8 protein-coding genes are annotated in these 14,184 nt (G+C 44.0%); 3 read left to right on the top strand and 5 right to left on the bottom strand.

Annotated elements, in window-relative coordinates:
- Positions 1-63 precede the first annotated feature (63 nt).
- A complete protein-coding gene (locus GGD38_RS15285; protein ID WP_375297113.1) occupies positions 64-2,031 on the bottom strand; it encodes a WD40/YVTN/BNR-like repeat-containing protein in 1,968 nt (655 codons plus the stop codon).
- 181 nt (positions 2,032-2,212) lie between these two features.
- Here GGD38_RS15285 and GGD38_RS15290 point away from each other — a divergent pair, with 181 nt between their 5' ends.
- Together GGD38_RS15290 and GGD38_RS15295 are read left to right on the top strand one after the other, a co-directional pair.
- Complete coding sequence (locus tag GGD38_RS15290; protein ID WP_375297114.1) at positions 2,213-5,794, top strand: M60 family metallopeptidase; 3,582 nt, start codon at positions 2,213-2,215, stop codon at positions 5,792-5,794.
- A gap of 336 nt (positions 5,795-6,130) precedes the next feature.
- Positions 6,131-8,374 (top strand): ATP-binding cassette domain-containing protein, encoded by a 2,244-nt coding sequence (locus GGD38_RS15295; RefSeq protein ID WP_375297115.1) that lies wholly within the window; start codon positions 6,131-6,133, stop codon positions 8,372-8,374.
- A gap of 135 nt (positions 8,375-8,509) precedes the next feature.
- Here GGD38_RS15295 and GGD38_RS15300 read toward each other — a convergent pair whose 3' ends face one another.
- The 3 genes from GGD38_RS15300 to GGD38_RS15310 form a co-directional block, all read right to left on the bottom strand.
- Positions 8,510-9,004, bottom strand: coding sequence for a CAP domain-containing protein (locus GGD38_RS15300; protein WP_375297116.1), 495 nt, complete (start codon positions 9,002-9,004; stop codon positions 8,510-8,512).
- 48 nt (positions 9,005-9,052) lie between these two features.
- Positions 9,053-11,440: a response regulator gene (locus GGD38_RS15305; RefSeq protein ID WP_375297117.1), complete on the bottom strand. Its 2,388-nt coding sequence runs from the start codon at positions 11,438-11,440 to the stop codon at positions 9,053-9,055.
- A 92-nt stretch (positions 11,441-11,532) separates the two neighbouring features.
- On the bottom strand, positions 11,533-12,336 hold the full coding sequence (locus GGD38_RS15310) for a hypothetical protein (protein ID WP_375297118.1): 804 nt from the start codon (positions 12,334-12,336) through the stop codon (positions 11,533-11,535).
- Positions 12,337-12,527: 191 nt separating this feature from the next.
- Here GGD38_RS15310 and GGD38_RS15315 point away from each other — a divergent pair, with 191 nt between their 5' ends.
- The gene (locus GGD38_RS15315; protein ID WP_375297119.1) at positions 12,528-13,481 is read left to right on the top strand and encodes a hypothetical protein; all 954 of its coding nucleotides are present in this window, start codon (positions 12,528-12,530) and stop codon (positions 13,479-13,481) included.
- A gap of 179 nt (positions 13,482-13,660) precedes the next feature.
- Here GGD38_RS15315 and GGD38_RS15320 read toward each other — a convergent pair whose 3' ends face one another.
- Entirely contained in the window at positions 13,661-14,134 is a 474-nt protein-coding gene (locus GGD38_RS15320; protein ID WP_375297120.1) for a VOC family protein, read from the bottom strand.
- Positions 14,135-14,184: the final 50 nt, after the last annotated feature.

Consider the following 14,184-nt stretch of genomic DNA (forward strand, 5'->3'; position numbering starts at 1 on the left):
TTTTTACCGGTGAATGATATTTGCGGTGGGTGTTGGGGTGGAAGATAATGATTTGATAATTTTTCAATATAACCTCTTCACCAATTCATGTAACACCTTCACCTTACCAGAGCCCGGCAAAAATGAAGGATATACTTTTTCAATAAACCGGTTAATATTTATATCTATTGAAACGGTGCTGTATCCATTCAAACTCACCTGCCAGGGAAAATGAAATACATTAGGAAAGCTGCTGTATGTGTAGGAGACAGACAACACTTCATTATCATTGTTAACAAGCTCGATCGTTTTCCAATTGGTGGTTGTGCTAAAAAAACGATCAAAACCCATCAAAAAAGCAAATACCCTGTTTGTATCCAAATACTTTATGGAATCAACAAGATTAAGCAAACGGTCAAAATCGAGGTTATTCCGGTAGAACGTAAAATCATCCTCTCTGCTTTTTTTGTTATCTTTTGATAAACGCTGCTGAAATTCCAATATATCTTTTTTGCATTGCTTGTAATCGCTTTCGCTAAAACCAAGATCCTCTATTGTAGTTGCGTGTACTGGGTTATACAGTGCAGGGATCAGGTTTGCAAAATCAGCTACATCCCTTACACCTATTCGGTCTTCATTATCAGGCATGCCTTTACCATTTACAGTGCCGCCCGATTCTATCGCCCCGCCAAATTCATCGCCCATATTTGTATACTGAAGTTTAGCCAACTGGTAATGATAACAACCACGGCTGCCATTGCTGAAAACAAGTTGTTTAATACCGCTTTTAACAAAGCCGGCTACCATGGTATCCTTTGTTGTTTTCTTAATAAGGCGGCCCGTAAAATCAAAATAAAACAAGGAATCTTGTCCGTGAAAATATAACAGGCTTCCTTCCTTCGTTATATTTATAATATGATTGGAATCTAACACCATGGGGAATGTGAAAAGATATTGCCAGCTGCCATTGTACTGCTTCTGCACAAAGATCTTATTATCCATATAACCAATATTTCCACCTGGCTGGTATCCTATACTTACAGGTTCATTACCGGGCGCATTTTTTTCTGTAAATAAAGTACTTACGATCTCATTCCCGGTAGTCAATTGAATCATTTTGTTATTACATACAACAAACAGGCTGCCATTTCTGCATCTCGCATCATAGCTTGTTCCTGTTACTTCAAGAGTATGGACCGGCTTGAAGTTGTCATCGGCCCGCACATAATTGTTTTTATTAGTTCTGAAAAATAAAGCCGAATTATTGGCATCGGTATAGAAATCGGAATAATCTGGCAACCAGATCCAATTTATAGAATCGCGCTTGCTGTAAAAGACCAGATCTTCCTGTGCAGCCAGAAAATAGTCTTTAAAAATGGCTACGCGGTTAATATCAGCCCTCTCTTTCTTAGCTGTCTTGTCGTATTTTTTCTGGTCGAGCGGGGTAGGTAAATACTTCCAGGTATTGCAATTGTCATTTGTGTAAGCAAGAAGATTCCATAAAGAACCAATGATGCCCTGTCTGTTTGTATTGAAGAAGATATGTGCAAACCGTTGTTTTACGTCAGGGTTTTTACATTTTTTCCAGGTAAGCCCATAATCATTTGAATAGGCTATACCACTACCAGTGATGCTTAACCATGCCTGGCCACTATCAGTATAAACAGCATCGTCGACCCGGCCATTCTGGCCAAATTTTATAGCCTTCCATTTACTGCCGCCATCTGTCGTATGGTAAATAATATCGTCTTTATAATTTTTTGAATAGATGGAGCCGGAAACAAAACCTGTATCCTTATTGAAAAAACAAGGGTTTTCCAGGTAAGCTCCGTATACAATTTCATCGGCTTTAGCTACATCAACTCTGCGCCAGTTACCTGTTATTGAGCCAGCCAAACCAACCTCGCCCACTTTTGTAGCAAGCACCAGGCATTCATCCCTTCCAACACCCAGGCTAATACCAAAGCTTCTGAATTGTAAAGGGTTACCAGAATTTTGGCCCAGCGAAACTGCTGCAGTCAGGAGCTGACAAAAAATTAGCAAGGGTTTCATGCAGTTAATTTAAAAGTAGGATGCAGAAGTTCTGAAAATTACATAGCAAACGCAACAGGCCGCCTAAACTTTAACTTTTGAATAATTTCCCCGGTATTTCTGCCCGTTTTGTCGGGTATTCATGAAAAAATGAACAGGTAGCTTTAGTCATCTTCCATTTTTAAATCAAATACCAAACAAAATGAGACTAAAAACTAACTGCCGCTTATTGCTGGCATTATTACTGTGCCTCACCCTTTTGGGAACAAAAGCTTCGCCACCAAACGTTATGATCAACCGCACTACCTGGGAGCTTACCCAGGTGCCCAACATTGCCACCGAAACCGGCCGCATAAAAACATCGCTACAGGTGGCCGATTTTGAACCTACCGGTGTTAGGGCAACCGCCAATACCGCATTTACCATACTGGTTGAACAACTCAGCGGCACCGATCTGCCCAAACTCATCGTTGGCACCTACGACCGCCAAACGGTTACCACTTATACATTAGCGGCCGGCGTTAATACCATCACCAATGTAAATGGCGGTGATCTTTACCTGCAATTCTCTTCAGCTACGCCCAATAATAACAATAAGGTGCGGGTAACTTTTCAAAGCGGGTATCAACTGATGCCCCTTTATATTTTGGGCAGCACCACCCATACCGACTGGCTCAACCAGCTGGCGGCAGATACATCTTCGCCCAACGTCACCATGATCAGCAACCGGGTGTTCATTGTTGTATCGCGAATAAAGGCAGTAGAATACCAAAGCAAGAACCAGGACCTGCTGCTTACACTAATGGACAGCGTACTAAAAGCCGAAGGCGATATCAGCGGTCTCGACAACAGTCTGCCCATTCATGCGCCATTCCTTCGCAACAAACTAATGATGGTTGAAAAAGCAAGCGGCAACCCCGATGCTACATCGCTCGGGCGTATACGTATTCCCACCGGCAGCATCAACTGGTTGCTCGATCCCGCTTATATTCTTGACTCCGGCGGCTGGGGTGTTTTTCATGAAGCGGGGCATCACCACCAGCAATTCCTGTGGACCTGGTCAACCTGTACCGAGGTTACTGTAAATATTTATTCGCTGGCCGCCAAACGAGCCATTCATCCCACGGCACAAGGCTTGGGTGCCAGCGACTGGAATACGATTATGGATTACCTGGCGCTGCCCCAGGCCTCTAAAAATTTCAATGCCAGCAGTGTGGCCCTGTTCACCCGGCTGGGCATGTTCCATCAGCTATGGATGGTGTATGGCGACAGTTTCTATCACACCATGCATAAACGCATTCGCGCCGAAGCGCCTTCGGCCAGCGGCGATGAAGCCGAAATGCGTTTGTTTATGTTAATGAGTTGCCAGATCACCGGCCACAACCTGGGCCAGTTCTTTCGCAACTGGGGTTTAAATGTAAGCCAGTCGATATACAATGAACTCGATGCGCTTGGTTATCCGCCACCGCCGGTTGATCCTTCTACTTTACGCGAAGACCTGGTGGCGACAATTACGTCACCTGTAAATAACACCATATATGCAGCAGGCAGCAACATTGCTATAGAGGCCACTTCATTTGGGCCAACACCTATAACTAAAGTTGAATTTTATCAGGGCACTACTTTGTTGGCAACAGACAGTACGCGGCCATATAGCTTTAACTGGAATAATGCCAACCCAGGCAGTTATACACTCACTGCCAAATCAACAGCAGCCAATAACGCCACTGTTACTTCTACAGCCGTTAACATTACCATAGAAGCAGTAACACTAACAGCACCCGCCAATAATGCATCGTACCCTGCGGGCAGCACGGTATTGTTGCAGGCCAGCGCTTTTGGCTCAGTTGCAAAAATTGATTTTTATGCAAACGGTGCATTGATAGGTTCAGACAACACCGCGCCTTACAGTTATTCGTGGCAGGCGCCCGTGGGCAATTATTCGCTCACAGCACAGGCCATAGGACTACAGGGAGATACCGTTCGCTCTTCCGGTTCTGGTATTGTAGTGGGCGGAACCTATCCTGCTGCCGATGCGTATGTACGCGACGCTTCATATGCCACTGTGAATTACGGCACCGGTACCACGCTCGTCGTTAAAAAAGATGGCAACAGCGGATTCAGCCGTATCAGTTATTTGAAATTCGATGTCACCAACTTTACCAACCCCGGCCAGGCCATCTTAAGGCTTAACCTTGCCGGTGCAGGTACTACCATCACCGGCACCCAATGGCTGGTATATAAATGCGATAATGATAGCTGGACAGAAACAGGCATTACCTGGAATACTAAACCCGATACAACATTGCGACTTGGTTCAACACCTGGTAAAAGCTCAGGGTATGCCGAATGGGACATAAGTAATGCTGTTGCAACAGAAGCCAGTGGCGATAAAATAATTACCCTGGGCATTGTTTCAAGTGTTGCCGGTCAAACCAATGACGCTAGTTTTTACAGTAAAGAGGCCGCAACTGCCAGCCTGCGCCCGGTATTATATATAGACGCGTATCCCCAGGTAACACTTTCGAAAGCAGCAAGCGACACCATTCCCGAACACAGCGCGTTATTATTACAGGCACAGGCAACCGATGACCGCAAAGTAACAGCCGTGAATTTTTTAGTAAATGGTATTGAGAAAGGAAGCATAGAGCAGGCCCCTTATCAATGGAACCTGGCCGATCTGACCGAAGGTTCATATGGCATTCGCGCCAAAGCCACCGACAATGCACAACTGGTTGCGTGGTCCGATTCAATAACTGTTATAGTTGTAAAAGACACCATTGCACCGCAGATAACAGCGCCCGCAGCCATTACCGCATTTATTGCACCATATGCAACTACCGCAACGGTGCAAACAGGTACAGCAACTGCCACCGACAATGCGGGAATTGCCAGCCTAACCAGCGATGCACCGGCTGTTTTTTCTGCCGGCAACACTATTGTTACCTATACAGCCACCGACCTAAGCGGTAATACCGCTACCGCTACACAATTAATAACCGTAAAATACCCGCAAAGCAAATTCGGGGCAGTTACTGTTTTTGTTGGCGCATCGAACGGTAACGACCGCCGGATTGATCTGCAGGCGCAATTATTCCGCAATGGCCAACTGGTAGCAACAGGAAGTTTATTGAACCAGACTATGACCGGCAATGGCCTTCCTGTGGCCCGCGCATGTAACATCCCGCTTAACAGCGACAGCATACCTTATACACCCGGCGATCGCCTCGATCTGAAAATACTGGCCCGCAAAGCAGGCAGAAAAGAATTTAAATTCAGGCTATGGTATGGCGGTAACGACAATTGCGAAAACGGCGACAGCCGCATGCAAAAGTATACCCCGGCTTATCCCGATGGCGACTTCCTTTATCTGCACGAGCAATTTCTTCTATCACCTGCACAAGGAAATGGCGTATCACAATTAACACGTGTTGCAGTCAACGATTACCAGGAAATAGGCACCTGGTCAACCGTACGTGATTCAACAGGCGCCAGAATACAAACAAACGAAGTTGCCGAGGTGATCGATGAAGAAATAACACGATCGCTGAAGGTGAAAATATTACCCAATCCTTCAACCAACTTTTTTGTACTGAACATTCAAAGCGTAAGTACAAAACAAGTACAGGTAATTGTTAGAAATATAAACGGACAGCTTGTGAAGCAATATACAACTACACCGGGCCAATCGCTCGTTGTTGGAAATGAATGGAAGGCAGGTGTTTATCTTGCCGAGATCAGGCAGGAGGGTGAGAGTAAGGTGATTAAGTTGATAAAGCAATAAGTTGACAAGTTGACCAGGAGTTGAAAAGTTGATAGAATTGATAGAGGTGATATAGGAAAAGGGTAAGTCAGATAGCGAGTGGCGAGTAGGGCTTCTACTTGTCACTCGCTTTTATTTTTTCAGGCATCGCTTTCTTTCAGCAATTCCCCTTTTGTATTTCCCACTAACCATTTACTACTTGCCACTCGCTGTTTTCCCCACCCGCTTTTTTATAAGCGGCAATAATGTCGTTTCGGTACAAGTCCCAAACAATAGATTTTCCCGAAATTGCATGCCCTTTTCTTATCAGCCCTGCCCTTATTGCTGTTACAACATTTACGACACTCAATATAAACTATGCAACAGGAATTCATTGAAATCAAAGGAGCGCGGGAAAATAACCTCAGGAATGTTTCCCTGCAAATTCCGAAACGAAAGATCACCATCTTTACCGGTGTATCGGGTTCGGGAAAATCGTCCATTGTATTTGATACCATTGCTACAGAAGCACAGCGTCAGTTATATGAGAATTTCAGCATGTTTGTGCGCAACTTCTTACCTCGCTATGCACCGCCGCAGGCCGAGGCCATTGAAAATTTAAGTATGGCCATTGTAGTTGATCAAAAACGGCTGGGTGGCGGTTCTACTTCAACCGTTGGCACCATTACCGACATTGCGCCTGTATTACGATTGCTGTATTCACGCGTTGGCCAGCCGCACGTTGGTTACTCCAATGCATTTTCATTTAACGATCCGCAAGGTATGTGCCCCGAGTGTGGCGGACTGGGTAAAAAGATGGGAGTAAAAGCAGCATCTTTTCTTGACATGGACAAGTCGCTGCAGGAAGGCGCGGTGCAGGTGCCGGTTTTTGCATCGTGGGAAATTGCCATGTACAGCAGCTCAGGATTTTTTGATGTAAATAAAAAGCTGCGCGATTACACCCAGGAGGAAATGGACCTGTTGCTCTATAGCAAACCACAGAAAATAAAAATGCAGTTTGGCGGCGGCGTTATAAACGTCACCTATATGGGCATTATTGAAAAATTCACCAAGGCCTATATTAAACGCGATCTGAAAACGCTTTCTGAACGAACACAAAAGAAAGTAGCGCCATATATTGGTTTGGCGCCCTGCCCATTGTGTAAAGGCGCACGGTTAAGCCAGGCGGCATTGAATTGCAGGATCAACCAAAAGAACATTGCCGAACTATCGGCCATGGAAATTACCGAGCTCATCAATGCATTGAATGCGATCACCGATCCTGTGGCGGCGCCCATGCTTAAAACGTTGCGCGAACGCCTGCAACACCTGGTTGATATTGGTCTCGATTACCTGAGCCTCGATCGTGAGACCAGCACCTTATCGGGTGGTGAATCGCAACGCATAAAAATGGTAAAACACCTCAGCAGCAGCCTGGTTGATGTAATGTATATTTTCGATGAACCCAGCGTAGGCCTGCATCCACGCGATGTGCATCGCCTGAACGATCTGCTGAAGAAGTTGCGCGACAAAGGAAATACAGTGATCGTAGTGGAGCACGACCCCGATGTTATAAAGATCGCCGATCATATTGTTGATGTTGGTCCGCATGCGGGTAACAAAGGCGGTAATATTGTTTTTGAGGGCAGCTTTACCAACCTGTTGAAAGCGCAAACCCTTACCGGCCGGTTCATGCAACAAACCATTCCCATTAAAGAAAGTTTTAGAACAGCCACTGGTAAGCTGCCGGTTAAAAAAGCACGCGTAAACAATTTACAAAATGTAAGTGTCGACATTCCCACTGGTATATTAACAGTTGTAACCGGCGTAGCCGGTTCGGGTAAAAGCTCGCTTATACATCATGTATTTTTAAAACAACATGAGGAAGCGATCGTGATCGACCAATCGGCAGTTGGCACATCAAGCCGAAGTAACCCGGCCACCTACACCGGCATAATGGATGATGTAAGAAAAGCGTTTGCTGCTGCCAATAAAGTAAGTGCCTCCCTGTTCAGCTTTAACTCACAGGGCGCTTGCGAAAACTGTCAGGGCGCCGGGGTTGTATATACCGATCTGGCGTTTTTAGATGGAATAAAAACGCCCTGCGAAATTTGTGAAGGCAAAAGATTTAAAGAAGAAGTGCTGGCCTACAAACTCGATGGCAAATCAATAGCCGATGTATTGAACTTAACCGTACAAGCCGCGCTTGAGTTCTTTAATCAAAAAGAGATAAGGAAAAAACTGCAGGCCATGAGTGATGTGGGTCTCGACTACCTCACCCTGGGTCAGCCGTTAAGCACTTTATCGGGTGGCGAATGTCAAAGAATAAAACTGGCCAGTGAGCTGCATAAAAAAGGAAGCATTTATGTAATGGATGAACCTACAACGGGTTTACATATGTCTGACATTGGGCACCTGCTTTCCATCATCAACCGCCTGGTTGATGCCGGCAATACCGTAGTGATCATTGAGCATAATATCAGTATAATCAAAAATGCCGATTGGATCATTGACATGGGCCCCGAAGGTGGCCACAAAGGCGGTCAGGTGCTATTTGAAGGAACACCGAAAGATCTTTTAAAAGCGAAGCAATCGCTTACGAGTGCGTGGTTGAAGGATTGACCTGTAAGGTCTATCATTTAAGCACGCTTAATTATTAGGTAGTCTTAGACCTGACAGGTTCATTGGCCAGACCTGTCAGGTCCAAGACTTCATGCTGAAAATGCATAACCCTATGATGGACCTTACAGGTCTGGTTTAATTCGATACAAATATCTGGGTAAAATAAAGTGCACCTTTTTTGTCGGCGGCAACACCAATGCCCGTGAGGGTGTAAGGCCCTTCAATATTCTTTTTATGCATAGGGCTGCTTAACCATTCCTGTACCACCTGCTTTGCAGAAGTACTTCCCATAGCCACATTCTCCGCCGAATAAGACACTCCATTGAGTGAAGATGAAATTCTTTTTATGCGGCCCTGAAAACCATTATGACTAAAAGCAGTACGGTGCGATGCCATATTTTCACTATGCTTCTGCGCTTCTGCATTCATGGTGGCATTCATTGACAGGGCGCCCAGGCCTTTCTTTCTGCGATAGTCATTTATAAGCTTAAGAATATCATCGGCCATACTTGCAGTTGCAGTGGAGGCTGCTGCAGTTACGTAAGGCTTTTTACCGGGAACTTTTAATGGATTTGCACTAACACCAAAAACCAAACAAGACAAAAGGGCAAGGGATACAATATGCTTCATATTTATAAGTTGATCAGCGCAGGATACTGCGAAATTTGAGCCACAAAATTATAAAGGTTTATTAATTCCATTCAGGTCATCGCTTAAACTGTCGAGCTTACGTACGGCCGCATTACACACATCGGTCACCTTTTGCAGCAGCGGCTTCATATCCTGAATGCCTTCATTGGCCATCGCTAATTTTTCTATTTGTACCAGGTGGTCGCCTATTACCCGGTTCAAACCAAAAAATATAATGCCGTTCCGTACGGCATGGGCCGTTCTGTAAATGGCTTTATAATCGCCCAGCTCTATTGCATTCTTTAATGCCGCAATATCTTTGGGGTTCTGCTCCTTGAAAATATGTATCATTTCCCCAACAAAACTTTTATTCTCCCTGGTTTGCGTCATTAAAAAAGAAAGATCGATGCCCACTGAGGTGGTGCCCTCCTTGTTGGTTGCTGCAACTGCCTGGTCTTTACGTTGTGCCCAGGAAGCTATTTTATTCAGCAGATCGGTTTCTTTAAATGGCTTCGACAGGTAATCGTTCATACCCGCCTGAATACATTTTTCTTTTTCACCCGACAACGCATGCGCCGTAGTAGCAATAATAGGTGTGGTGATCTTCAATTCTTCCCTAATTGCCTTTGCAGTTTGATAACCATCCATCACCGGCATTTGAATATCCATCAATATCAGGTCAACGGTTTGGCTTTTCAATATCTCCAGTGCCTTTTTACCATTGGTGGCTATAATTATATCGAATCCATTATTCTGCAAAAAATAGGAAGCCAGCTTCTGGTTCATAAGGTTATCCTCAACGATCATTATTTTTTTAAAACCATGGGGCCTTTGTTTTGCAGCCGGTTCATTTTTCGGCACTACCATTTGCTCGGCGCTTTTTTCGTATGGAAGCGTGAACTGAAATTCGGTGCCTTTCCCTTTAGTGCTTGAAACGGTAATATGCCCGCCCTGCAATTCAATAAGCTGTTTGGTAATGGCAAGCCCGAGCCCGCTACCACCATACCTGCGCGAAATATCGGTGTCTGCCTGTGAGAACCGTTCAAAAACGCTACCGAGTTTATCTCCATCTATACCAATGCCTGTATCTTTCACTGTAAAACAAAGCTGCACTTTATTGTCTTCTTCTTTTTCTACAATACAGTTTATATAAATTCCGCCGGCTTCGGTAAACTTAACCGCATTGCCAAGCAGGTTCACAAGTATCTGGGTAAGGCGCATAGGATCGCCTGTCAACTGGTAATTGATCGACATATCGACACTACAACTTAAACGTAACCCCTTCGCCGATGCTTTAGAGGAGAACATTACCTGTACCGAATGCATTAATTCAGGCACACTGAACGGTACAGTTTCAATGATAAACTTGCCTGCATCGAGTTTCGACAGATCGAGCACATCGTTGATGATCGACAACAGGCTTTTGCCCGAGGTATTGATGGCTTCTATATAATCTTTTTGAATATCGCCCAGTTCAGTTTTTTGCAACAGATCGGCAAAGCCCAATATTGCCCCCAATGGCGTTCGCAGCTCGTGGCTCATATTGGCAATAAAATCATCTTTTGCTTTTGCCGATTCTTCAGCCAGTTTGCGCGACCGCTCCATTTCTTCTTCCACCTTTTTTCTTTCAAAAAAAGTTGGGATAGTATAAGGCTGCTTTGTTGTTTGCAGTCCAGGGTTTTTAGCGTTGAACCGTTCCAGGTGCTCCTGTATCTTATGCGGTGGCGACATAATGAACCGGCAGCAATCATCGCCTTTGGCAACGCAACTCACTTCAACAGCCGTTAATGGAAAACCAAAACTTTCTTCGCACCAGCCCGATGAGTAGCCGGCATTCATAATGCATACCGGTTCTTTTGACCTGACGCCGTTGCGTACCCACGAATCGGCTTCAAACGAATAGGGATGTTCGTAAATAAGACAAAAATCCTCATTGGGTGTTGGATTGCTTTCCGGCAGTATATCTACAAAGGCCCAACCCGAATAAGCAAAATGCACCGGACCGGCGCTCAATTTTGAAAGCGGATCGGTTAAATGCATTATTTGGTGGAAGTCCCTGGCATCATGCATTCCTATTACATGCGCATAATCGAACAAAAAATTATGACCAATAGAAAATGCTTCGTTCTCGCCTCTGTCGGCATACAAGTGCTGAATGGTTTCCAGGAACCCTTTCGAAAAGGCCGAAGCGCGCACCAGCACATAACGCTGATCGTTAATTTCAATAGTGCCGCGGGAAGGGTCCATTTTTAGTTCGCTGAAGTAATTGCGAACCGCTTGTTGGGCAGCGTCAAAAAATGGTTTAAAGGCTTCGGGAACTTTTACGGCATGCTTACCTGTAAGCAGACTGAAATCTCTGCGCAGGGCTGCATTTTCTCGTTCCAGTTCTTCTATTCTTTGGGAAAGTTGTTCGTTGGTTGGTATCGGCTTCGACATTCAATTGGTTTTGTCATGGGAACGGGGGTCCTTAACAAAAATAAGGTCTGGCCGATATATTACTAAATTTTCGAAGTCATTATTAAAATATATTAATTCCAGCTGTTAATCAGTTCAGGCCTGTCTTTGAATCTTTCTTTAATACTGTTGATGAGCCACTCGCCGCCAAAAGTGATGGTTTCCTCGTGTGAGCCATAGATAGCCCATTTGTAGGTTTCATCAAAATACATCACTTCATGGTCCTGGTAAAAGGAACTAATGCTTTCCAGGTCGGTTTCGTAATCGTCGCCTGTTTCGTTTACCTCATACAAATGTTTACCGCCTTTTTTTGCCAACAACTCTTTGATAAAAAGGCGGTCGCCATCAGTAATATATTTTGAAAGCAGAAATACGGTTTCTTTCGGGCTTTTTTTACCCAACGGCTCCCAATAGTCGCCATCGTAACCCCACACCTCGTGCAGCATTTGACGCACGGTCATTTTTTCGTTGGTTTTCAACCGCCGGCGTAATGGCAACGGTTCTATATCTTTTACATCACTTTCCTTCAATGACTCAACATAGGCTTTGAACTTAACCCTTTCTTCCTTAATGGCTTTCTCTTCAATGTCATTATCGGGGTTATTTGTAAAAGCCGTTTCATTTTCCAGCGCCACTTCTATGATATCTTTTTTCAGTGTTTTAAAATCGCGATATTCCGTTGGCACTAACAATTCAATGCCTTTTAAAATGGCGTCGAGCGCATTATAGCGGGGAAACAAATTATAATCAGAATCAGAATAGGTATACTCAGGAAAATCTGAACCTGTGCGTTTTTCAGCGTACTCTTTTTTCCAAAATGCGATCGCATCTATGCAATAAGTCCTTACCAAGGTATGCAACCCCTCAACCTTTGTCATCGTTTGGATTTTTAACAGGCTAATTTAATATATATGTACTTTATATGCATCCAGTGCCTTACGGCTTTAATATTATTACAACGTTAAATCGGGGCGAAATATTGAAAAAAAAGAAATCACAAATTTGAATTCCCCCATTTGAGCTATCGTGGTAATCCTGTATTTTTTGCATCATTATACATTAAAAACGAATGGCTAACAGAATTTTATCATCTGTCAGAAGCTTCTTTAGATTAATTACGCTATTAATTTTTGCAGCCGTTTTGGGCGTTTTGGCCTGGGGCAGCTGGCAATTATATAAGAACGAAAAAGAACTGCAACAGTTCATTAAGGAAGGCCACCCCGTAAAAGTACAGGTTACAGCCACCGACCGGCAAAACCTCACCTGGTACGATCAGTTCTCAAATAAGGTCTATATAACATTTAATTATAATAACCGGTTATATACAAGCCGGTACGTGCAGGATTCGGGCTGGGTTTACGTAGGCGACAAGGTTACCTTATTATACCATCCTGAATTGGATGGCTTTCGCCAATTGAACAGGCAGATGCACTTCAATAAACCTAGCACCAGTTCGCGCCTGATCTCTTTTTCTTTTATGGGCCGGTGGAACGAGGGACAAAAATGGCTACTGCTCACCCTGATGCTTACCACCGTATTTACATTGATAGCGTTGAGCATTCTTGCCGGCTTTTTGCAAATTCCATTGTTAGGCCATATCGGGCGGTTTATTGTTACCGGTTTGGTAGTTGGTGTTGCATTATATTTCACTTACAATGCCTGGCAATACAACCAGTATTATAATAAAATAAGAAACAACAGCAAGAGTGAAACAGTGACCGTGTTGAGTACCAACTATCATGCCCGTAGCAAACGTAACAGCTGGTTTTATGATTATGACGCCACCGTTCAGTTTGGCAACGAACAAAAAACAATACCTATTGAAGAGGAAGACTTTGAAAAATTAAAGGCCAATGACAAGTTAGAGGTATTGTATAATAAAGAAGAGAACGACATGATGTCCGTGAATTATTCGGCCGATAGTACCAACATATTTGTTGCATTGTTTATGTGGGGCTTTGCGATCTTCTTTATTTACACCAGCTTTTTTAAGCGGAAAGCAAAAAGTGCGGCATCCCATTGAGGCGTGCCGCACTTTGATACCTTAAACTTTATTTCTATTTTGTAAGAAAAAACATGAGCCTTGGCGTGCCTGTTTTTAACCTTTCTCATTCAATTGGCCATGATCTTCACTTTTTTCCCCGGCAAAAAATTCATTTCAACCATATTCAAAGATCAGGAAGCGGTAACTATCTAGTTAGGCTACTGCTTTTCCGGCTGGGTGTATGTAACAAAATCAATACCTACGCCATTGGGGTCCTGAATGGCAAAATGCCGGTCGCCCCAGGGCTCAGAACGAAGATCTATCTTTATTTCAACACCCTTCCTTTTTAATTGCTGGTACCACTCATCCACCTTCTCTACTTCAATGGTAAGGAAAACACCCCTGCCCGTAAAAGCCGGCTGAAACAATGTTTGTTGCGAAGGATGATCGGGCATTAAAAAGCTCAACTCTGCCTGCTTATTGGGTGTATGCAACAATAGATAAAATTCATTCTGAAATGTTACTCCAAAACCAAGCTGCTCTGTATAAAATTTTTTAGTCTCTTCCAGCTTCGAAGTAACAATACCTGCATTCAACTTCATTTTACTACCCGTTTTTGTGGTTAATGAATTTTGAGAAAACCCCCCTGTTGAAAAAGTAACAAACAGGAACGTAACAAAGGTGGTGCGCATCGTTTTTTTTTACAAATTTCCTTCGCAGGCAAGGGAATTCATTGTAAAAA

This window comes from Niastella sp. OAS944, from assembly GCA_024809215.1.
GTDB lineage: Bacteria > Bacteroidota > Bacteroidia > Chitinophagales > Chitinophagaceae > Niastella.

Coding starts and splice junctions, on each gene's coding strand:
- GGD38_RS15300 (WP_375297116.1), bottom strand. CDS start 9,004: ATGAAGCATATTGTATCCCTTGCCCTTTTGTCTTGTTTGGTTTTTGGT.
- GGD38_RS15320 (WP_375297120.1), bottom strand. CDS start 14,134: ATGCGCACCACCTTTGTTACGTTCCTGTTTGTTACTTTTTCAACAGGG.
- GGD38_RS15305 (WP_375297117.1), bottom strand. CDS start 11,440: ATGTCGAAGCCGATACCAACCAACGAACAACTTTCCCAAAGAATAGAA.
- GGD38_RS15310 (WP_375297118.1), bottom strand. CDS start 12,336: ATGACAAAGGTTGAGGGGTTGCATACCTTGGTAAGGACTTATTGCATA.
- GGD38_RS15295 (WP_375297115.1), top strand. CDS start 6,131: ATGCAACAGGAATTCATTGAAATCAAAGGAGCGCGGGAAAATAACCTC.
- GGD38_RS15290 (WP_375297114.1), top strand. CDS start 2,213: ATGAGACTAAAAACTAACTGCCGCTTATTGCTGGCATTATTACTGTGC.
- GGD38_RS15285 (WP_375297113.1), bottom strand. CDS start 2,031: ATGAAACCCTTGCTAATTTTTTGTCAGCTCCTGACTGCAGCAGTTTCG.
- GGD38_RS15315 (WP_375297119.1), top strand. CDS start 12,528: ATGGCTAACAGAATTTTATCATCTGTCAGAAGCTTCTTTAGATTAATT.